19 protein-coding genes and 1 riboswitch are annotated in these 21,270 nt (G+C 64.2%); of the genes, 4 read left to right on the plus strand and 15 right to left on the minus strand.

The window, feature by feature from the left end; translation table 11 throughout:
• Positions 1-15: 15 nt before the first annotated feature.
• The gene (locus tag EN846_RS02710; protein WP_127392636.1) at positions 16-1,263 is read right to left on the minus strand and encodes an aromatic ring-hydroxylating dioxygenase subunit alpha; all 1,248 of its coding nucleotides are present in this window, start codon (positions 1,261-1,263) and stop codon (positions 16-18) included.
• Between the two features lie 121 nt (positions 1,264-1,384).
• A riboswitch (cobalamin riboswitch) is annotated at positions 1,385-1,588 on the minus strand.
• A 509-nt stretch (positions 1,589-2,097) separates the two neighbouring features.
• Between EN846_RS02710 and EN846_RS02715 the strand changes: the two genes are divergently transcribed.
• The 3 genes from EN846_RS02715 (at position 2,098) to EN846_RS02725 (ending at position 2,927) form a co-directional block, all read left to right on the plus strand.
• Positions 2,098-2,304, plus strand: a complete 207-nt coding sequence (locus EN846_RS02715; RefSeq protein WP_127310075.1) for a DUF680 domain-containing protein — start codon at positions 2,098-2,100, stop codon at positions 2,302-2,304.
• A gap of 68 nt (positions 2,305-2,372) precedes the next feature.
• On the plus strand, positions 2,373-2,582 hold the full coding sequence (locus tag EN846_RS02720; RefSeq protein WP_127392637.1) for a DUF680 domain-containing protein: 210 nt from the start codon (positions 2,373-2,375) through the stop codon (positions 2,580-2,582).
• Between the two features lie 105 nt (positions 2,583-2,687).
• On the plus strand, positions 2,688-2,927 hold the full coding sequence (locus EN846_RS02725) for a DUF680 domain-containing protein (RefSeq protein ID WP_127283627.1): 240 nt from the start codon (positions 2,688-2,690) through the stop codon (positions 2,925-2,927).
• 89 nt (positions 2,928-3,016) lie between these two features.
• Here the strand turns inward: EN846_RS02725 and ugpC are convergent, their stop codons facing one another.
• The 5 genes from ugpC to EN846_RS02750 all read right to left on the minus strand — a co-directional run bounded on the left by ugpC (position 3,017) and on the right by EN846_RS02750 (position 9,652).
• The gene (gene ugpC, locus EN846_RS02730; protein ID WP_127392527.1) at positions 3,017-4,129 is read right to left on the minus strand and encodes a sn-glycerol-3-phosphate ABC transporter ATP-binding protein UgpC; all 1,113 of its coding nucleotides are present in this window, start codon (positions 4,127-4,129) and stop codon (positions 3,017-3,019) included.
• A 33-nt stretch (positions 4,130-4,162) separates the two neighbouring features.
• Entirely contained in the window at positions 4,163-5,827 is a 1,665-nt protein-coding gene (locus EN846_RS02735) for an alpha-glucosidase (protein ID WP_127392526.1), read from the minus strand.
• Between the two features lie 4 nt (positions 5,828-5,831).
• Positions 5,832-6,986, minus strand: a complete 1,155-nt coding sequence (locus EN846_RS02740) for a carbohydrate ABC transporter permease (protein WP_127283624.1) — start codon at positions 6,984-6,986, stop codon at positions 5,832-5,834.
• A gap of 1 nt (position 6,987) precedes the next feature.
• On the minus strand, positions 6,988-8,001 hold the full coding sequence (locus EN846_RS02745; RefSeq protein WP_127283623.1) for a sugar ABC transporter permease: 1,014 nt from the start codon (positions 7,999-8,001) through the stop codon (positions 6,988-6,990).
• Positions 8,002-8,296: 295 nt separating this feature from the next.
• Complete coding sequence (locus tag EN846_RS02750) at positions 8,297-9,652, minus strand: ABC transporter substrate-binding protein (RefSeq protein WP_127392524.1); 1,356 nt, start codon at positions 9,650-9,652, stop codon at positions 8,297-8,299.
• 362 nt (positions 9,653-10,014) lie between these two features.
• Between EN846_RS02750 and EN846_RS02755 the strand changes: the two genes are divergently transcribed.
• Entirely contained in the window at positions 10,015-11,037 is a 1,023-nt protein-coding gene (locus EN846_RS02755; RefSeq protein ID WP_127392523.1) for a substrate-binding domain-containing protein, read from the plus strand.
• A 22-nt stretch (positions 11,038-11,059) separates the two neighbouring features.
• Here EN846_RS02755 and EN846_RS02760 read toward each other — a convergent pair whose 3' ends face one another.
• From EN846_RS02760 to EN846_RS02805, 9 genes are all read right to left on the minus strand, one after another.
• Positions 11,060-11,890: an alpha/beta hydrolase gene (locus EN846_RS02760; RefSeq protein WP_127310073.1), complete on the minus strand. Its 831-nt coding sequence runs from the start codon at positions 11,888-11,890 to the stop codon at positions 11,060-11,062.
• Between the two features lie 416 nt (positions 11,891-12,306).
• Positions 12,307-13,755, minus strand: coding sequence for a S8 family serine peptidase (locus tag EN846_RS02770; RefSeq protein ID WP_127283618.1), 1,449 nt, complete (start codon positions 13,753-13,755; stop codon positions 12,307-12,309).
• Entirely contained in the window at positions 13,745-14,413 is a 669-nt protein-coding gene (locus EN846_RS02775; protein WP_128346217.1) for an anti-sigma factor, read from the minus strand. The genes EN846_RS02770 and EN846_RS02775 overlap by 11 nt, the downstream gene beginning before the upstream one ends.
• Positions 14,410-14,976 carry a sigma-70 family RNA polymerase sigma factor gene (locus tag EN846_RS02780; protein WP_127310071.1) on the minus strand — a complete coding sequence of 189 codons (567 nt, stop codon included), beginning with the start codon at positions 14,974-14,976 and terminating at the stop codon, positions 14,410-14,412. The genes EN846_RS02775 and EN846_RS02780 overlap by 4 nt, the downstream gene beginning before the upstream one ends.
• 268 nt (positions 14,977-15,244) lie before the next feature.
• On the minus strand, positions 15,245-16,084 hold the full coding sequence (locus EN846_RS02785; protein ID WP_127287200.1) for an alkaline phosphatase family protein: 840 nt from the start codon (positions 16,082-16,084) through the stop codon (positions 15,245-15,247).
• A 102-nt stretch (positions 16,085-16,186) separates the two neighbouring features.
• Entirely contained in the window at positions 16,187-17,842 is a 1,656-nt protein-coding gene (locus EN846_RS02790; protein WP_127311196.1) for an ABC transporter ATP-binding protein, read from the minus strand.
• Positions 17,842-18,669 (minus strand): ABC transporter permease, encoded by an 828-nt coding sequence (locus EN846_RS02795; RefSeq protein WP_127285658.1) that lies wholly within the window; start codon positions 18,667-18,669, stop codon positions 17,842-17,844. The genes EN846_RS02790 and EN846_RS02795 overlap by 1 nt, the downstream gene beginning before the upstream one ends.
• 13 nt (positions 18,670-18,682) lie before the next feature.
• Complete coding sequence (locus EN846_RS02800; protein WP_127285657.1) at positions 18,683-19,642, minus strand: ABC transporter permease; 960 nt, start codon at positions 19,640-19,642, stop codon at positions 18,683-18,685.
• A gap of 16 nt (positions 19,643-19,658) precedes the next feature.
• The gene (locus tag EN846_RS02805; protein WP_127285656.1) at positions 19,659-21,245 is read right to left on the minus strand and encodes an ABC transporter substrate-binding protein; all 1,587 of its coding nucleotides are present in this window, start codon (positions 21,243-21,245) and stop codon (positions 19,659-19,661) included.
• Positions 21,246-21,270: the final 25 nt, after the last annotated feature.

A 21,270-nucleotide genomic window follows, 5' to 3' on the forward strand; every position in this document is an offset into this window, starting at 1 on the left:
GTTCATCCCTTCACCTCAAGCAACGCTGCGCAGCGCCGGCCGGCCGCCTTCGGCAAGGCGCGGCCCGATGAAGGAGGCGTACCATTCGACGAACTGGATGACGCCGCCCTCATGCTGCTCCGAATAGGGGCCGGGCTCATAGGCCGGCGACAGGATGCCGAAAGCATTTTCCTCGACGATGCGGCGATCCTGGTCGTTGGTCTCGGTCCAGACATGGGTGAGTTCGGCAAGATCGTAATCGACGCCTTCCACCGCATCCTTGTGGACCAGCCATTTCGTCGTCACCGCGGTTTCGGTGGCGCTGATCGGCAGCACCCGGAAGGTGACGGCATGGTCGATCAGGATATGGTTCCAGGTGGTCGGATAGTGGTAGTGCATCAGCGTGCCGATGCGGTCCGCCGAGACGCTCGTGGAAAGGTTCTTCCTCACCGCGCGCTTGCCGCTCATCGTGTAACTGACGGCGTCGCGCAAGAGCGGCGCGCGGGTGGCGCGATACTGTCCCGCCGGGTCGATGCGGAACTTGCTCGGCAGGCCCGCCACCTCGCATTTCGCCCAATGCGCCTGCATCTCGGGATCGCTTTCGGCACCATGCACGCCGGTCACCGTCGGCGCCTCGGGGAAGGTCTTGCAGAGTTCGGGATGGTTGCCGGCGCAGTGGTAGCACTCGCGGTTGTTTTCCCAGACCAGCTTCCAGTTGCCCTTCTCGACGATGGTCGATTCGAAAGCGACCTTCGCTTCGCTCAACCGATGCGGCAGGAGATAGGGTTCGATCATGGCGCGCATCGGCGCGAAATCGGCCGGCTCTTTCGCCAGGCAGATGAAGATGTAGCCGCCGACGCTTTCGCAGGCGACCGGCTTCAGGCCGAACTGGTTCTTGTCGAAACCATCCGCCATCTGGCGGGCGAACAGCAGCCTGCCGTCGAGCTCGTAGGTCCATTGATGATAGGGGCAGACGAGCTTCGCCGCCGTGCCCTTCTCGGCGTTGCAGACGCGGCTGCCGCGATGGCGGCAGGAGTTATGGAAGGCATTGACCCTGCCTTGCTGGTCACGAACCAGGACCACCGGATAGTCGCCGACCTGCGCGGTGATGTAGCTGCCCGGCTTCGGCAATTCGCAATCGTGGCCGATGAACAGCCAGTCGCGGTACCAGATCAGCTCCATGTCGAGCTTGAAATAGTCCGGGTCGGTATAGAAAGGCTGCTCCAGCGAAAAGCCCGGCCTGCGGCCGTGCAGCAGCCTCAGCATGTCGTTGCGCGCATCCATGTCCTGTCCTCGCGTTTGTCGCACCGCTTCAAGGACTGAACTGGTGGTGATTGAGAAGAACGACCGCCGCCGGCATGGCCGGGCACGCACCATCCGCCTCTTGACCGCCCACCGCGATCAGTCGAGTTCAAGTATCCCTGGCTGGTTTCCGGGCTCTGGAGTGCCCTGGCGGGCGGTCGCGGCACCTTCCCAGGCCGATGGCCCAGTGGTCTCCCGTCGCGACTTTGAACTCCACCACCGTTGCGGGGGCAGCGCCGGGTTCTGACCGGCTTCCCAATTCTCCGTCCCGTCGTCACGGAGCGGCACCTGAGATGGTCTGATCTTAATCACGACAGCCGCCGCGCCATCGGCATGAAAACGACATCGCATCCATGCGGCGCGACACGACCCATGAAGCTGATATTGGCCCTGCAAGGCGACCGATGTCACACGCTGCCGGCATGCGAATCGAGGCGGAGAAAACCGTGTTCGAATCGGCCCTGGGCGGCTCTGAATTGGTTAACAGTATAGAAAAGTGACTATTAGGAGATTCTAAAATCGAACCGAACGGTTCGTTTCTGTTGACAATGCGTGCAGGACGGTGTGAACGCAGATCTTCGGAATCGTCACTTGGCTCGATGGGCGATTCAAACAACCACTTGATATTGCTCCGCAATTCATTGCGTGTAGATGGCCTTGGTACAATTTCAAGGTGCAGATTCATAGGCCAGACGGAAAAACTTCGTGATTGGAAAGCGGCCGATAGCTCTCCCACATCGGGGCTGTCCGAACGACGCGATTTCCTCCCAAGACACGCCGCTAGACGGACGGAAAAAATATACTGGAGTACCAAAAATGAAAAAGATTGCTCTTACTGCCGCCGCCCTTCTGGCCATTTCCGGCAGCGCCTTTGCTGGTGGCAGCGACAATTACGGTTCCAACGGTGCCAATCAGCCCGCCGCTGCCGTCGACAGCTCGTACACGGCTTCGATCGAGAAGTCGGAACCGGCCGCTCAGACACCGGCGCACGGCTCGGACCGAAACCTGTTCGGCAACAACTAGCACACGATCCCTGACCGCGGTGGGCGATGCCTGCCGCTCGGGATCGTCAGAAATTCAGGAGCACTAAAATGAAGAAGATCATCCTTGCCACAGCGGCCCTTCTGGCCATCTCGGGCGGCGCTTTCGCATCCGGCAGCGACAATTACGGTTCCCACGGTGCCAATCAGCCCGCTGCTGCCGTCGACAGCTCGTACACGGCATCGATCAAGAAGTCGGAACCGGCCGCCGAGCAGCCCGCCAACCAGGGCAGCGACCGTAACCTCTTCGGCAACAACTAAACCGACCGGACCGCGATCCCGGACCTCCGGTTCGGGTCGTGGCCAAACGGAAGCCGGACGCGGCGGCTGGCCCGCCGCTCCGACGCAAATCCAGGAGTACCCAAAATGAAGAAGATTGCTCTTACTGCCGCCGCACTTTTGATCGCCGCCGGTAGCGCCTATGCCCGGAACGACAATGTCGGCGGGACCGACATCAACAGTCAGCGGCCGGCCGCCAACGTCGACACCACGCAGACGTCGTCGACGCGCGACACCAGCTCGCCGGTCTACAAGCTGCTGAACTCGTCGGGCGATGTCGAGAAGTCCGCGCCTCAGGGCAGCGACCGCAACCTGTTCGGGCGCTAACAGCCGTCCATCCCGGATCGGGATGGACCGGGCCATAATGCCAAGAGCGGCGGGCACAGCCCGCCGCTCTTTTTTGTCTCACGTGAAAGTCAGGCCGCCTTGGCTTCGGCCATATGCAGCGTGAAGGAGTGGCCGTCGGCGTCGAAGATGTGCAGGTCGCCGGGATCAGCGTTGAGCCGCAGCACAGCACCGCGCTTGACCTCGACATTGCCCGGCAGTTTCGTCACCAGCGGCAGGTCGGCGCGGCCGATGTCGACATAGACGAGCTGGACCTCGCCGAGTTGCTCGACATAGTCCACCGTTCCCTCGAACAAATACTCGGTGCCGGTGGCGATCGCCAGGTCTTCCGGCCGCACGCCGAAACTCACCGCCGCACCATTCGCCGAGGCGGGTGTGGCGATCGGCACCGTCGCCTTGCGGCCGCCGACATGGCTGATGACGGTCGGGTCGCCGGCCTTTTCGATCTTGGCCGGCAGGATGTTCATGGCCGGCGAGCCGATGAACTGGGCAACGAACAGATTGCCGGGCCGCTTGTAGAGCTCCATCGGGGTGCCGACCTGCTCGATGCGGCCTTCCTTCAGCACCACGATGCGATCGGCCAGCGTCATCGCCTCGACCTGGTCGTGGGTGACATAGATCATCGTCGTGTTCGGCATCGATTCCTTGAGCTTGGCGATCTCGATGCGGGTGGCGACGCGAAGTGCCGCGTCGAGGTTGGACAGCGGCTCGTCGAACAGGAACACCTTCGGGTTACGCACGATGGCGCGGCCGATGGCGACGCGCTGGCGCTGGCCGCCCGACATCGCCTTGGGCAGCCGGTCGAGATATTTGGTCAATTGCAGGATCTCGGCCGCCTGCCGCACCCGCTTGTCGATCTCGGCCTTGCTTTCCTTTCCGATCTTCATCGAGAAAGCCATGTTGTCGTAGACGGTCATGTGCGGATAGAGCGCGTAGGACTGGAACACCATGGCGATGCCGCGCTTCGACGGCGGCACGTCGTTCACCACGTCGCCGGCGATCTTGAGTTCGCCCGAGGTGATCTCCTCCAGCCCGGCGATGGACCTCAGCAAGGTCGACTTGCCGCAGCCGGACGGGCCGACGAAGACGATGAACTCGCCCGACTTAATGTCGAGGTCGATGCCGTGCAGGATGTTGAGATTGCCGTACGACTTCTTGACTTGCCTCAGCGTGACATCGGCCATGATTGTCCTCCCAGTGACGTCCGTTTCAAAAACTCAGTCGATGCGCCCGAACCAGGCGCCGTAGCCGCCAAGGCGGATGGAGCCGGCGCCAGCTTGGCCCGAAAAGCCGTGCCCGGGCAAGGGCTGCAGCGAGCCTCCGCCGAGATCGACCTCGGCCGGCTTGCTGCCCAGGTTGAAGACGCAGGCGACACGCTCATTGCCCTCGCGGCGGGTGAAGGCGACGGTGTCGCCCGCGCTTTCGATGAAGTCGATGTCGCCCTTGGCCAGCGCCGGATGCTGGCGGCGGAAGGCGAGGAAGCGCCGGTAGTGCTCGAGCAGCGAGCTTGCATCGCCCTGTTGCACGTTCACCGCCTGCGAAAGATGCTTGCCAGGCACCGGCAGCCACGGCTTGGCCGCCGAGAAGCCGCCATTCTTGGCTGAGGCATCCCACACCATCGGCGTGCGGCAGCCGTCGCGGCCCTTGAATTCGGGCCAGAAGCGGATGCCGTAGGGGTCCTGCAGGTCCTCGAAGCTGAGATCCGCCTCGCCGAGGCCGAGCTCCTCGCCCTGATAGAGGCAGACCGAGCCGCGCAGCGACATCAGCAGCGCCGAGATCACTTTGAGATAGGCGGTCGGATCGGCCTCGCTGGCGGCCCAGCGCGAGGCCGGCCGCATCACGTCGTGATTGGAGAAGGCCCAGCACGACCAGCCGTCGCTGGCCACCTTGCCGAAGGCTTCCAGCACCGTGCGCACCTTGGCGGCGCTGATCTTCTCGGGCGCCAGGAAGTCGAAGGAATAGCACATGTGGACGCGCTTGCCGCCGGCGGTGTAGGCGGCCACCACTTCCAGGCCGCGCTGCGAATCGCCGACTTCGCCGACCGCTGCCTGCGCCGGATATTCGTCGAGCAGGGCGCGGAAGCGTTCGAGGAAGCCGAGGTTCTCCGGCCGGCTCTTGTCGTAGATATGGTCCTGGTAGTTGTAGGGGTTGACGGCCGGAGCCGTCTGGTCGTTGCGCTCCTCGGGCGGCAGCGGCGGATTGTTCTCCAGCCCCTGGCTGTGGAAATAGAAATTGATCGTGTCGAGGCGGAAGCCGTCGACGCCGCGCTCCAGCCAGAAACGGGTGACGTCGAGCAGCGCGTCCTGGACCTCCGCGTTGTGGAAGTTGAGGTCGGGCTGCTCGGCGAGGAAATTGTGCAGGTAGTATTGCTGGCGGCTGGTGTCCCATTGCCACGCCGAGCCGCCGAAGATCGACAGCCAGTTGTTGGGCGGCGTGCCGTCCGGCCGGGCGTCGGCCCACACATACCAGTCGGCCTTCGGATTGCTGCGACTCGAACGGCTTTCCTTGAACCAGGGATGGATGTCGGCGGTATGCGACAGCACCTCGTCGATCATCACCTTGAGGCCAAGCCGATGCGCTTCCGCCACCAGCGCATCGAAATCGACGAGCGTGCCGAACATCGGGTCGACGTCGCAATAGTCCGATACGTCGTAGCCGAAGTCCTTCATCGGCGACTTGAAGAAGGGCGATATCCAGATGGCGTCGACGCCGAGCGAGGCGATGTAGGGCAGCCTGCGGACGATGCCCTTGAGGTCGCCTATGCCGTCATCGTTGGAGTCCTGATAGGAGCGCGGATAGATCTGGTAGATCACCGCGCCCCGCCACCAGTCGCGATCGACGGCGGGGTCGGGCCTCGACGTCGCCTTCAAAGCCGATTGCATTATCTCAACCTCCTTTCACCGAGCCGGCAAGCAGCCCGCGTACGAAATAGCGCTGCAGCGAGAAGAACACGATCAGCGGCACGATGATGGTCACGAACGCCGATGTCGTCAGGATCTCCCAGTCGCCGCCGCGCGAGCCGAGCAGCGCGTTCAGCTTGGCGGTCAGCACGATCTGGTCGGCCTCTGTACCGAGGAAAACCATCGCCACCAACAGATCGTTCCATACCCACAGGAATTGGAAGATGGCGAAGGATGCGAGCACCGGGAAGGACAGCGGCAGCACGATCTTGACGAAGATCTCGAAATCGCTGGCGCCGTCGATGCGCGCCGATTCCATGATCTCGCGCGGCAGCCCGGCAATGTAGCTCCTCAGCAGATAGATGGCGAAGGGCAGACCGAAGCCGGTATGCGCCAGCCAGATGCCGAGATAGGTCTTCGACGGCACGCCGAAGAACGAACCGACGCCGTTGTAGAGCTTGAGCAACGGGATCAGCGACATCTGCAGCGGCACGACGAGCAGGCCGATGATGACCGCGATCAGCAGGGCCCGGCCGGGAAAGCGCATCCAGGCCAGCGCGTAGGCGGCAAAGGCGGCGATCAGGATCGGGATCACGGTCGCCGGGATGGTGACGGTCAGCGAGTTCATGAAGGAGCGGCCGATGCCCTCCGAAAACAGCACCGTCTTGTAGTTGTCGGTGGTGAATTTCGGCGGCGCCGACGAGGCAAAGTAGACGCGCTGGCCGCGGTCGCCCTCGAAAGCCTTGGGCGAGGCAAGCACGAAGCTGCCGTCGGCATTGACCTGCAGGGTCACGCCGTCGCCGAGATCGGCGGTCGAGCCGGCCGGGTATTGCGTGGGCGCCGCCGACTTGACGCCGAAGGCGGAGATATCGCGCTTGGCGCCGTCGCCGAAGATGTTGCCCGCGATGACGAACTTGCCATCCTTCTCGACCTGCGCCGAGGCGGCTGGCAGCCGGCCGGCTCCGGTCTGGCTGGAACTGGCGAACGAGTTCCACCAGCCGGAGGCGATGATCTGGTCCTTGTCGCGCAGCGAGGAGACCAGGATGCCGAGCGTCGGCACGGTCCAGATGGCGACGAAGATCAGCACCGCGATGTGGACGCCGAAACGGCTGGCGAAGGACTTTCCGGTCGAGGCGGCCATTTCAGTGTCCTCCCGTCTCTTTGTTGGCCTGGCGGATGTTCCAGACCATGATCGGGATGACCGCGATCATGATGATGATGGCGATCGTTGCGCCGCGACCGAAATCGCCGCCGCCGCGGAACATCCAGTCGAACATCAGATTGGCCAACACCTGGCTGTTCCACTGGCCGTTGGTCATGGTCAGCACGATGTCGAAGACCTTCAGCACCAGGATGGTGATGGTGGTCCAGACCACGGCGATGGTGCCCCAGATCTGCGGCACCATGATCTTCCAGAAGATCTGGAACGGGTTGGCGCCGTCGATCACCGCGGCCTCGATCGTCTCCTCGGGAATGCCGCGCAGCGCCGACGACAGGATCACCATGGCAAAGCCGGTCTGGATCCAGATCAGGATGACCATCAGGAAGAAATTGTTCCAGAACGGCAGCGATATCCAGACCTGCGGCTGGCCGCCGAAATACTGGATGATGGCGTTGAGCAGGCCGATCTGGACCTGGCCCTCACCGCGATATTCGTAGATGAATTTCCAGATCACGCTGGCGCCGACGAAGGAAATCGCCAGCGGCAGGAAGATCAGGCTCTTGGCGATGGTGCCCCACCAGATCTTGTCGGTGAGCACGGCGATGATCAGGCCAAGGAACGTGCAGGCCGCCGGCACCACCGCCAGCCAGACGATGTTGTTGAGGATCGAGTTGCGGAATTCGCGGTCGCCGAACGCCCATTCGTAGTTGGCGAAGCCGACGAAGCTCGCGCCGCCGCGGTCGAGGAAGGATAGCCTCAGCGTCTCGACCACCGGATAGATCAGATAGATGGTGAGGATGATCATGGCCGGGCCGACGAACAGCCAGGGACGGATCAGCCCCTGCCGGCGCAGATTGTCGACGGCGGCTGAGCCGCTGACGCCGCGCGAGGGGAAGATGGTGTCGAGCGCCTTGTTGGCACCCCAGAAATAGGCGACGCAGCCGCCGACGCCGACGATAATGACGAATATGGCCGAGAAAATCTGAGCCGCCATGGGTCCCTCTCCCCTGCGCAGGATCGGCCAGGCCTGAAACGACCCTGGCGATCAGTTCGTGCGCTGTTCTCGTTGTTGGAGCGCGAACGGGACATGAAAGCGGACTTGTCCGCTTCCGCCGGCCGCGCCGCATGCCGGAATGTCTACGCTTTCACGACTGGGCTTCGACTGGAACCTGGTCCATCCCGGCCCTACCGGGATGAGATGCTGCGATGGGCCAGCCGGATCCGGGCGCGAAAGGCCCGGATCCGCTTGGGAGGAGGAAGCAAGAGCTTCCGGCCGCGGGAACGATCGCCTACTTGATCGCGTCCCAGCTCTTCTGGATGTCGGTGGCGACATCCTGGGCGGACTTGCCGCCGACGAGATCGATCATGCCGGTCCAGAAGGAGCCGGCGCCGATCTTGCCCGGCATCAGGTCGGAACCGTCGAAGCGGAAGGTCGAGGCGTTGGCGAGGATCTCGCCCTGCTTCTTCAGCGCGTCGCTGGCATAGGCGTCCTTGTTGACCGCCTTGAACGGCGTCACGAAACCGCCCTGGGCCATCCAGATCTCATGCGCAAGCGGCATCTTCAGGAATTCGATGAAGGCGCGGGCCGCTTTCGAATCCTTGGTGATCATGGCCAGCGTGCCGGCGCCGAGCACCGGGGTGCCAAGGTCGGGCTTCGAGGCATAGGGCGGGAAGTAGAAGAAGTCGGCATCCTGGCCGAGCTTCGTGCCCTCCGGGAAGAAGGTCGGGATGAACGAGGCCTGATGGTGCAGGTAGCACTTCGGCGGCACCGAGAAGAGTCCCTTCGGGCTGTCGCGGAAGTCGGTCGCGGCAACCGCCTTGGCGCCGCCGTCGACCATCTTGTCGTCGGTCGCGATCTTGCCGAAGATGTCGATGGCGTTGACCACGGCCGGATCGTTGAACGGGATCTCGTTCTTCACCCACTTGTCGTAGACATCGGGGGTCTGCGTGCGCAGCATGATGTCCTCGACCCAGTCGGTCGCCGGCCAGCCGGTGGCGCCGCCGGAGCCGAGACCGATGCACCACGGCTTGCCGCCGTCGGCGATGATCTTCTTCTCGAGCTCGGCGAGCTCTTCCTGCGTCTTCGGGACCTTGTAGCCGGCTTCCTCGAAATTATCCGGCGAATACCAGACCAGCGACTTCACATCCGCCTTGTACGGGAAGGCGAAGAAGCCCGGCTTGCCGTCCTTGTCCTTGAAGGTGCCGAGGTCGACCCAGGACTGGCCGGCGCCGTAATTGTCCTTGACCCATTTGGCGGTGTCGTCGCCAAGCGGCGTCAAAAGGCCCTTGGAAGCCAGGTCCTGAATCAGGCCCGGCTGCGGCAGCACGGCGATGTTGGGCGGGCTGCCGGCCTGGGTGTCGATGACGATCTGCTGTTCGTAATTCTCCGACGAGGAGTACTTGATCTCGACGCCGGTCGCTTCCTGGAAATATTCGAGAACGGTGCGCACAAGGCCTTCGTCCTCGCCGCGCCATGGCCCGAAGATGGTCAGCGTCTCGCCCTTGAGGTCGACCTTCTTGAGATCCTCGTAGTTCTGCCAGTTGAAGCGCGGGTCCTCGCCCGGCTTGAACTTCAGTTCGGCTTGCGCCGGCAGGCTCAAGGCGAGCGTAGCGAACGCGGCGCCCAGCAGAAGCATCTTCTTCATCGGTATTCCTCCCAGTGGTCACAAACAATCGGACGGAACCTCCATTCCGTCCGCCGACGCCGCAGGACTGTGACTCAGTCAGAAAGGAACCGCAACCTTTCGAAGAGTCTTCCAAAGCGCTTTGGTCGTTTTGATCTCGCCATTGAATCGAGCGGGAGTCAAGAGGGGCAGAAGGCTAATCGATTTAATTTCTGCAAATAGGTGCGTAGAAAGTGCGCTGCAGCACGTTTTTTTGGCGCTGCAGCAGCAAATTTTGCTTCAAACCCATCTGAACGGTGCTTATGGTCGACCCGTTGGACGTCACCAGCGTTGGTTGTCGTTTTGACTCAAATTAAAAGCGCTTTGAGGCTTGGAGGCCTCCGGTGAACCTTAAACAGCTCGCTCACATGCTGGCGCTCTCGCAGACCACGGTGAGCCGGGCGCTGAACGGCTACCCCGAGGTCAACGAGGAAACGCGGCGGCGGGTGATGGACGCGGCCAAGCGCCATGGCTACCGCCCCAATCCGAGCGCGCGGCGACTGGCGACCGGAAAGACCGGGATGATCGGCTATGTGCTGCCGACCGGCGCCGCCGTCGACATCGATCCGCACTTCGTCGAGTTCCTGTCCGGCCTCGGCGACTATGCCCGCTCGCACGAGCTCGACCTGGTGCTGTCGCCGGCGGACGCCGACGACCAGGAGACAACCTACCGGCGCATCGTCGCCAACCGGCAGGTCGACGCGGTCTACATCTCCTCGCCGCGGCCGGCCGACCGGCGGGTGGCGCTGCTCAACACGCTCGGCATTCCCTTCATCGTTCATGGCCGCAGCGAGGGCTTCGACTTCGACTATGCCTTCCTCGACATCGACAACGAGGGCGCCTTCCACGAGGCGGCGCGGCTGCTGATCCAGCTCGGCCACAGGCGGCTTGCGCTGATCAACGGCGACGACCGCGAGACTTTCGCCATCCATCGCGAGCGCGGCATGCGCCGCGCACTCGCCACGACTGGCCTCGTGCTTGGCGAGCGCCATATCTGTTCGCTCACCATGACCGAGGAGAACGGCTACCGCGCCGCCAGGCGCCTGCTCGAGCAGAGCGAGCCGCCGACGGCGATCGCCTGCTCCAGCCTGATCATGTCGCTCGGCGTGGTGCGCGCGGTGCGCGACCTTGGCCTCTCCATTCCCGGCGACCTCTCCTTGATCGCGCATGACGACGTCTTTCCCTGGCTGAAGCCGGAGAATTTCCCGGTGCCGCTGTCGACGACGCGCTCGTCGATCCGCCTCGCAGGCGCCCGCGTCGCCGAGCGTCTCGCGGCGCGCATATCGGGACTGGAAGAGGGCGCCCGCGGCGAGGTCTGGCCGGTGGATCTGGTGGTGCGGGGGTCTGTGGCCGGGGCGCCTACGTAGGATCAAACTCAAACCATGCGGATCAGCCTTCGGGTTCGCGTGACAAGAACCTGTTCAGCCGCCCCAGCACCAGATCTGGCGCTTCGAGCTGAGGAAGATGGCCGACGCCGGGCAGTGTTTCGAACGATGCCTGCTGGATGAGTGCGTGAAGCGCTTTGCCTCGCTCCAGCGGTATCCATGGGTCGTCCTCGCCCCAGATGATCTCTACCGGACAGCGTATATCTTTGAACATCGGCTCGACCTCGGCGGTGTATCTTTCATCGGCTTGCGCGAATTGCCGATAGAAGCTCACCCTTCCCTCCTCGGACAGCCACGGCTCCACAAGCTTGTCGAAATCTCCAGGATCGATCTCATTGACGATCGCTCCCTTGACGTAAGCCGCCACGACGGCTTCATGGATGTGCGCCGGCAAGCCCAGGAAGGCATCCACGTGACGGCCGACATGGTCGAAGAACTCCGATCCCCAGGGGCGCATGGCGACGACATTCATCAAAACGTAGCGGTCGAAATCACAGCCGTGCAGCAGATGCGCCCGCAACGTCGTCGCGCCTCCCATGTCGTGGGCAACAACCATGGGCCGCTGGAGGCGCCAATGGGCAAGCATCTCTGCAAAGACCTTGCCTTGCACATCGAGCGAGGTGCGCTGGTCCGCGGCTTTGTCGGATCGCCCGTATCCGGGCATGTCGTACCAATGGACATGGTATCGCCGCGCCAGGGCCGGAATGATCCGGTGCCATGAGAACGAGGACCACGGCCAGCCATGGGCAAGCACGAGCGATGGCCCGTTGCCAGCCCGACCCGCCGCCACCGCGCCCGCAGACGTTTGCGCGGTTTCATCCAGTTTCCACGACATCGAGATTCTCCAAGCACTCCGGACACCGCGGCGAGGTCTGGCCGGTGGATCTGGTGGTGCGGGGTTCTGTGGCCGGGGCGCCGGGGTAGAAGGCCCAGAGCAATAGAGTTGAACCTACCGCGGACGGCCGCAACTAGTCGTCCGATCGCCGTTGCGCCAACTTAATCTGATAGACGCTTCTCGGATGCCTCCTCCGTCGCCATATGTTGAGAGTATAAATTAGAGTAATGTATCCAACTACTGCGATGAGGGTCCATGAAATACCAAGTGCGTCGGTCGAAATAATAATAGCTATAGATGCGACTCCGAACACGATGTAATATAAAACCGATGACCAGAAGTATATCTCCATTTGAGAGCTTCTCATTTATCGAACCTTCAGGAATTTCGATTCACATTCGCATACTGGCGACGGACTATTCCTTCGCCGTCTCGGCCGCCTTGGTATCCAGCAGCCCATAGCCGAAATCATTGTCTCGCCCTTTCGGGCCGAGATCCTTGGCGGTGGCGGCGAGCGCCTTCTCGATGTCGTCGGCCGAGCGGTCCGGCGCGGCGTGGATCAAATTGGCGATGGCGCCGCTGACGATCGCGGCGGCGAAGGAGGTGCCGGTCACCACGTCCGAGCCGGCGCCGCTCGGCGCCACCACCTCGACGCCGGGAGCGGAGATGAAGACATAGGCGCCGCGATTGGCCTGCGGCATCAGCCCGTCCTTGGCGTCGGTGGCGGTCACCGCGATGACGCCGTCGAAGGCGGCCGGGTAGCCATAGGGAGCCTTCGGGCCGTTGTTGCCGGCGGCGGCGACCAGGACGATGCCCAGCGCGCGGGCATTGCGGCAGGCAATGCCGAGCAGGTCGTTCTTCGGGCCGACGAAGCTCATATTGATGATGCGCACATCCTGCTCTGCCGCCCAGTCGAGCGCCGACAGGATGACGTCCATGGTCGACTTGCCGCCCTCGAAGGCGCGGGCATGGTAGATCTTCGCGCCAGGCGCCATGCCCTTGAGCGCGCCGACGCCGGCGATCAGGCCATCGATCGAGGTGCCGTGGTCGCGCTTTTCGACCGCCACGGCGGGCATGGCGTCGAACTGGTCGGCGATGACGCCCGACAGCGCCGGGTTGGTGTCGTCGATGCCGGTGTCGATGACGGCGACGCGGACATTCTCGCCGCTCGCCTGGTCAGCATCGAGCGCGATGCGGTCGAAGGCATAGTTGACGATGCCGGCCGCCTGCTGCAGCGAATAGACATGGTTGGGCTCGCGGCGCCTGGTGCGGCCGTCGGCGGCCAGTTGCGCCAGCACGACGCCGACCGGGCGGCCGTCGGGAATGCCGAAGCGCGCCAGCGTGGTGCCGAGCAGGCGCGACTGCCGCTCGGAGCGCACTTCGAGCCCGAAGGAAGCGGCGATCTGCTGCACGGTGGCGGCATCGCCGTCGACCGTCACCAGCACCTCGTCCGGCACGAAATCGCCGACGATGGCGCGCTGCGGCTCGGTGGCGATGAGGTCGGTCGGCGAAATGATCGGACCGCCAAGCGCCGGCGCTTGCACGGGCGGCGCGGGCTGGGCCGGCGGCGGCAGCGAGCTGGCCGGATCGCGACGCGGATCGGGCGTCGGCACCGGCGTCGCGCCGCCGGGAGGATTGGGGAACAGGTCGACGATCAGGGCAGGCAGAAAGACGGCGCCTGCAGGGCCGGCACCAGGCGTACCGCCGCCATCATCCTTGGCGCAGTCGGCGCCGGCGGCGTTTGTCCCGTCGGGACACCCGGTCTTGGCCGGCGGCTGGTCCTCGCTCTGGGCAAAAACGGGCATGGCGGCGATTGTCATCGCCGCCAGCAGGAACCCAAACGCGATGACCGGTTTAGCCGCCACTGGCCGGTTTCCTTCCCTCGATCACAGCATCGGCGAAAGGCTGGGCGGCAATAAGGCCGAGCAGCTTCTTGTAATCGTCTCCGGTCTCGGCCGGGATGGCGATGCGGAAGACGCCGTCGGCGGTCGGCCCGCCGGCGATTTTCAGCCTGTTCCGATCGAGGAAGGCGGCGATATCAGCCATCTTCGCCTCCGGCTTGAACTTGACCAGCGCGAACGGCAGCTTCGCCAGCTCGTCCTCGGCGCCGGCGATCTCGAAATCGTTGCCCTTGCCGCCGGGCTCAACGAAGGATTGCACCACCACCAGCGCCAGCAGGGCCGCCGCAGCCGCCCAGGCGACGGTGGCGGGCACCGCCATGAAGCGATTGAGGGCCTGCGTGAGCCATGACGGGCTGGCCGGCGCACGCGCCGGACCGGCCTCGGCTTCGAGGGCGCGGGCGAAGCGGCTCAGCGCATCGGCCGGCGGGCGGATCGCCTCGTTGGCGGCGGCGGTGCCGGAGAATTCGGCCTCGGCCTCGCCGAGCGCGGCAAGTGCGGCCGGATCGTTCGCCAGCCATTCCTCGACGGCTTCCAGCTCGGCGCCTTCCAGCGAGCCGTTCAGGTAGAACGGCAGCAGCGTTTCCATCTCGTCGCGGCGCGACATCTTTTCAGCGGCGCTCATGGCCACCCCCTGTCGTAACCGGCAGCCTTGAGGGCCTCGCCGAGTTTCTTGCGGGCGTAGAACATCCTGGTCTTGACGGTGGCGACGGGAATGCCGAGCACCTCGCCGATCTCGGTCACCGACTGTCCGTGGTAATAGGCGAGGTCGATCACCGTGCGATGCTCCTCCGGCAGGGCGTCGACGAAGCGCCGCAGGGCGGCGCCCTTGTCTTCCTTCATGGTGACGACTTCCGGCGTGTCGGCGCTGTCGGGGACCTGGGCCGCGTCATCGTCGTCGATCCAGTCCTCCTTCTTCTTGCGCAGCGAGGACAGCGCCTTGAAGCGGGCGATGCCGAGCAGCCATGTCGAGACTTCCGAGCGCCCTTCGAAGCTGGGCGCCTGGCGCCACAGTTCGAGGAACACCTCGTTCGCGATATCGTCGGCCATCATTTCCGATCCCGTCTGGCGCACCACGAAACGGTAGACCCGCGCATGGTGACGCATGAACAGGAGCCGCACGGCAGCCCGGTCGCCCTTCGCGACCCGGTCGACAAGCGCGCGATCGGTCTCCATCGCCGCCGTCATGGCCGGTCGAGCCGCCTGGCTCCTCGTAGCTCTGTCGCCGATCGGTCCAAAAAGGTTCATCCTTCCGCCAAGGAATTTTCGGGAGGCTAACCGAAGAGCGGGGACGTTGCCAGAGTATCTGCCTTCTCCCCGTCACTATACGGGGAGAAGCTGCCGGCAGGCGGATGAGGGGCGGCGCCGGCGTCGGCAATTGTCGATGTTGGCGCTGCCCCTCACCCTTACCCTCTCCCCGTATAGTGACGGGGAGAGGGGGCGCCAACGCCGCGTTTCACCCCAAAAACGGCTTCGCCTTCATCGTCTCTGGCACGGGCACGCCGAGGCGCTTCAGCACCGTCGGCGCCAGCTGCAACTGGTCGAGCAGCGTGTCTGGCTCGGGACCTTTGCCCGGGCCGAAATAGTATAGGGCGAAATCCTGCATCTCGTCGTCATGGCCGCCGTGGTGGCCGCGGTCGGTCTGGCCATGGTCGGCGGTGACGATCACCTCGTAGCCGGCTTGCCGCCAGAGCGGCAGGAAGCCGGCGAGCATGGCATCCATCGCATAGACGGCATGGTCCATCTCATGGCAGTCATGGCCGAAGCGATGCCCCATCGAATCCAGCGTGCAGGTGTGGAGGATGCCGTAGTCGATGCCGTGGCGCCTGGCCAGCATGGTCAGCGTGGCGAACAGGTCGGCATCGCTGGGCGTCATCTGGTTCCTGGCATTGTAGCCGGTCATGGTGTGGAAGCGGCCATGGGTGATCGGCCCGCCCGGCTCGTCGAACTCCATGTCCTCGACGAGGTCGAACGGATAGGAGCGGAAGAATTCCGACCAGTAGGAATGGGTGACCGCGCCCGTCCTGCCGCCGGCCTTGCTGACCTCGGAGAAGATGTCCGGCTGCTCGACCCTGAACCGGTTCTCATTGGACAGGATGCCATGCACCTGCGGCGCAACGCCGGTGTGGATCGAGGCATAGCAGCAGGCCGAGGTCGACGGGAGCACCGAGCGCATCTTCCAGACCCGCGCCTCGCCCGACTGGACCCAGCCTTCGAGATTACCCATGAGCCGGCGCCAGTTCCGGTAGGGCACGCCGTCGAGGATGATAAGCAGAAGCTTTGTCGCGAGCGCCACCGGCGGCTCCATTCCAATGTCCTTTGAAATCGGAACGCCGCGGGTCTCTCGGACACGCGGCGCCCACACCCGTGAAACGGGCAGGCCGATGCTTCCTGGGCCCTAGTTGCCCGCGCTCGCCATGCGACGACCCGCGATCGCCTTCTCCAGCCAGCCGATCTCCATTTCGGGAACCGAGGACAGCAAGAGATCGGTGTAGGCATCGAAGGGCGGTGCCAGCACCTTGCTCTTGGCGCCGTAGCGCACCACCTCGCCGCGATACATCACCGCGATCGAATCGGCGATCGACTTCACCGTGGCGAGATCGTGGGTGATGAACAGATAGGCGACGCCTTCCTCCTTCTGCAGGCCGAGCAGCAGTTCGAGGATGCCATGCGCGACCAGCGGGTCGAGCGCCGACGTCACCTCGTCGCAGATGATCAGCTTCGGCTTGGCGGCGAGCGAGCGGGCGATGCAGACGCGCTGCTTCTGGCCGCCGGAGAGCTCGGCCGGGTAGCGGTCGACGAAACCCTTGCCCATCTCGATCTTGTCGAGCAGCTCGGCGACGCGCCGGTCGCGCTCGCTGCCGCGTATGCCGAAATAGAATTCGAGCGGCCGACCGATGATGGTGCCGACCGTCTGGCGCGGATTCATCGCCACGTCGGCCATCTGGTAGATCATCTGCAGCTGGCGCAGATCCTCCTTCGGCCGGTCGACGAGCTTGTTGCCGAGCGTGCGGCCATCGAAGACGACGCTGCCCTGCTCGGGCGGCAGCAAGCCGGTGATGGCGCGCGCCAGCGTCGACTTGCCCGAACCGGACTCGCCGACGACGGCCAGCGTCTGGCCCGGAAAGATGTCGACCGAAACGTTTTTCAGCACCTTGATGTGGCTGCGGCCATAGGCGGCGGTCACGTTCTTCACCGACAGCACCGGCGTCGTGCCGGGCGTTTGCTCCTGGTGCGCGATCTCGTGCACCGAGACCAGCGCGTTGGTGTATTCCTGGCGCGGTTCCTTGATGATCTGGCGGGTGCCGCCCCATTCGACCAGCCGGCCGTGGCGCAGCACCATGATCTCGTCCGACACCTGGGCGACGACGGCAAGGTCATGGGTGATGTAGAGCGCCGCGACATGCGTGTCGCGGATGGCGTCCTTGATCGCCGCCAGCACGTCGATCTGCGTCGTCACGTCGAGCGCGGTGGTCGGCTCGTCGAAGACGATCAGGTCGGGTTCGGAGCACAGCGCCATCGCCGTCATGACGCGCTGCAGCTGACCACCGGAGACCTGGTGCGGGAAGCGTTCGCCAATGGTTTCCGGGTTGGGGAGGCTGAGTTTCTTGAACAGCGCGACGGCACGTTTCTCGGCCTCGGCCCGGGTCGCCGTGCCGTGCAGAAGGGCTGCCTCCACCACCTGATCCATCAGCCTGTGGGCGGGATTGAAGGCGGCGGCCGCCGACTGCGCGACATAGCAGACCTCGCGGCCGCGCAACCTGCGGAAGCCTTCCTTGCCGCCCTTCAGGATGTCGCGGCCGTTGAGGATGACCTCGCCGCCGGTGATGCGCACGCCGCCGCGGCCATAGCCCATCGACGACAGGCCGATGGTCGACTTGCCGGCGCCGGACTCGCCGATCAGGCCGAGCACCTTGCCCTTTTCCAGCGTCAGCGAGACGTCGTGCACCAGCGTGATGGTCTTCGGCTGCTCGCCGGGCGGATAGACGGTCGCTTCGATGCGCAGGTTGCGGATGTCGAGCAGCATGCCGGGCTTCGCTTTGGTGTCAGCCATCACCCGCGCCCTCCCTTCAGGCTTGCCGTCCGGTTGAGCACCCAGTCGGCGACGAGATTGACGGAGATGGCAAGCGCCGCGATCGCCGCGGCCGGGATCAGCGCCGCCGCGATGCCGAAGACGATGCCGTCCTTGTTTTCCTTCACCATGCCGCCCCAGTCGGCGTCCGGCGGCTGCACGCCGAGGCCGAGGAAGGAGAGCGTCGACAAAAACAGCACCGCATAGATGAAACGCAGGCCAAGCTCCGAGACCAGCGGCGACAGCGCATTGGGCAGGATCTCGCGGAAGATGATCCAGGCGCTGCCTTCGCCGCGCAGCTTGGCGGCTTCGACATAATCCATGACGTTGATGTCGACGGCGACCGCGCGCGACAGCCGGTAGACGCGGGTGGAGTCGAGAACGCCCATCACCAGGATCAGCGTCACCACGTTGGAGGGGAGCACCGAAAGCACGACGAGGGCCATGATCAGCGTCGGGATCGACATCAGCAGGTCGATGAGGCGCGACAGGATGGTGTCGTACCAGCCGCCGAACACCGCGGCCGAAAAACCGAGTATGGCGCCGAGCGAGAAGGACAGCGCGGTGGCCAGCACCGCGATGAACAGGGTGATGCGGGCGCCGTAGATCATGCGTGACAGCAGGTCGCGGCCGAGATTGTCGGTGCCCAGCCAGTGCGCCGATGACATCGGCTCCCAAGGGACGTCGCTGACAATCTCGGCATTGCCGTGCGGCGCGATCCACGGCGCGAAGATCGCTGCCAGCACGAACAGCGAGGTCAGCACGATACCGATCAATGCCGGTAGGGGGATGCGTGCAATATTCAGCATGTCCCGCTACCTCCTACTTCGGATGCCTGAGGCGCGGATTGGCGACGATCGCCGCAATGTCCGCGATGATGTTGAGGCTGATATAGACGGCGGCGAAGATCAGGCCGACCGCCTGAACGACCGGCACGTCGCGCTTGGTGACGTGGTCGACCAGATACTGTCCCATGCCGGGATAGACGAAGATCACCTCGACCACGACGACGCCGACGACGAGATAGGCGAGGTTGAGCATGACGACGTTGATGATCGGCGCGATGGCGTTCGGGAACGCATGCTTGCGGATGACGGCGAAGGCCGACAGACCCTTCAACTCGGCCGTCTCGACATAGGCCGACTGCATGACGTTGAGGATCGCCGCGCGCGTCATGCGCATCATGTGGGCCAGAACCACCAACGTCAGCGCCGCCGCAGGCAAGGCGATGGCCTGCATGCGCTCACCGAACGGCATACCCTCATAGACGGTGGAGATGGCCGGGAACCATTGGTGCTGCACTGCGAAGTAGAAGACGAGCACATAGCCGATGAAGAATTCCGGGAACGAGGTCGAGGCCAGCGCCACGCCGGAGATCAGCTTGTCGACCCAGCCGTTGCGGTAACGCACCGCGATCAGACCGAGGATGATCGCCAGCGGCACGGCGACGATCGCCGCCCAGAAGGCGAGGAACAGCGTGTTCCACAGCCGGTCCTTGATCGATGTCGCAATGTCCTGCCCGCTCGACATGGCGGTGCCGAGATCGCCGGTGAGCACGCCGCCCAGCCAGTGGAAGTAGCGGAGATAGGCAGGCTGGTTGAGCCCGAGCTGCTCGCGCAGATTGGCGAGCGACTCCGGCGTCGCCGATTGTCCGAGAATGGCTTGCGCGACGTCGCCGGGCAGGATCTGGGTGCCGGCGAAGATCAGGACCGAAACGGCCAACAAGAGGAGGATGCCCAGCGCAACGCGCTGGGCCACCAGTTTCACGATGGGTGAGGACATCTCCGCAAGGCCGAACTCAGGCTTCGAGCCAGCACTTCGCCAGAGCGTAGCCGTTCATCAGCTCCTGATGCGGATCGTCGACCCAGCCGCCGACCTTGGCGCCGGTGGCATCGATGAACTGATTGAACATCGGCAGGATCAGACCGCCCTCGTCGCGCACCATGACGGCCATGTCATGGTACATCGCCTTGCGCTTGGCTTCGTCCAGCTCGGCGCGCGCGGCCAGCACCATCTTGTCGAAGTCCGGACGCTTGAAGCGCGTGTCGTTCCAGTCGGCCGTCGACAGATAGGCGGTCGAGTACATCTGGTCCTGGGTCGAGCGGCCGCCCCAATACGAGGCGCAGAAGGGCTGCTTGTTCCAGACCTCGTTCCAGTAGCCGTCGCCCGGCTCGCGCTTGATCTCGAGCTTGATGCCGGCCTTGGCCGCGCTCTGCTGGTAGAGCTGCGCGGCATCGACGGCGCCGGGGAAGGCGACATCGGAGGTCCTGAGCAGCACCGAGCCGTCATGGCCGGACTTCTTGTAGTGGAACTTGGCCTTGTCCGGATCGTACTTGCGCTGCTCGATCTCGGTGAACAGCGGGTAGGCCGCGTTGATCGGGAAGTCGTTGCCAAGCGAGCCGTAGCCGCGCAGCACCTTGTTCAGCATCTCCTCGCGGTCGATGGCCAGCTTCAGCGCCATCCTGAGATCGTTGTTGTCGAACGGCGCCGTGTTGCAATGCATGATGAACACGTAGTGGCCGGGGCCCGCATGGTTGCGGATGGTGACGCCCGGCACGCGCTTGATCAGGTCGACGATCTTCGGCTCGACGCGGTTGATCATGTTGACCTGGCCGCCCTGCAGGGCCGCGGTGCGCGCCGTCGCGTCGTTGATGACAACCACTTCGATCTGGTCGGCATGGCCCATCTTGTCGCCCTGCCAGTAGTTGGCGAAGCGCTCGCCTACATGGCGCACGCCGGGCTCGTTGGTCTTGACCACATAGGGGCCCGCCGAGATGCCGGCATCGGGCTTGTCCTTGCCGCCGTTCGGCTGGACGATCAGGTGATAGTCGCTCAGCAGGTAGGGAAGGTCGGCATTGGCCTCCTTCAGCGTCAGCACCACTTCCTTGCCGCTGGCCTTGATGCTCTCGATGCCCTTCATGTAGCCGAGAGCGCCGGATTTCGACTTCTCGTCGGAGTGACGTTCGAGCGTGGCGGCGACGTCCTCGGCGGTCACGGTCTTGCCGTTGTGGAATTCGACACCGTCGCGAATCTTCAGCGTCCAGACCTTGGCATCATCGGAGGAGCCGATCTCCTCGGCGATGCGGTTCTCGAGCTTGCCGTCAGGCGACAGCTCGACGATCATTTCGCCCCAGCACTTGCCGAAGGCGAACGGCACCTGGGTCATCATCAGCGCCGGATCGAGGCTGTTGGTGGATTCACCACCGACGAGGCCGGCCTTCAGCGTGCCGCCCTTGACCGGACCGGCGGCGCGGGCCGCGCTCGAAAGCAGCGAATTGGCGAAGGGAGCGGAGATGCCGAGCGCGGCGGCGCGGCCGAGAAAGTCGCGACGGCTGAGCTTGCCGGCGGCGACACGACGGCTGAGATAGTCCAGTTCGTTAGACATTGCAGGTTCCTCACTCTGATGGTTC

The sequence above is a fragment of the Mesorhizobium sp. M4B.F.Ca.ET.203.01.1.1 genome (genome assembly GCF_004791025.1).
GTDB lineage: Bacteria > Pseudomonadota > Alphaproteobacteria > Rhizobiales > Rhizobiaceae > Mesorhizobium > Mesorhizobium abyssinicae.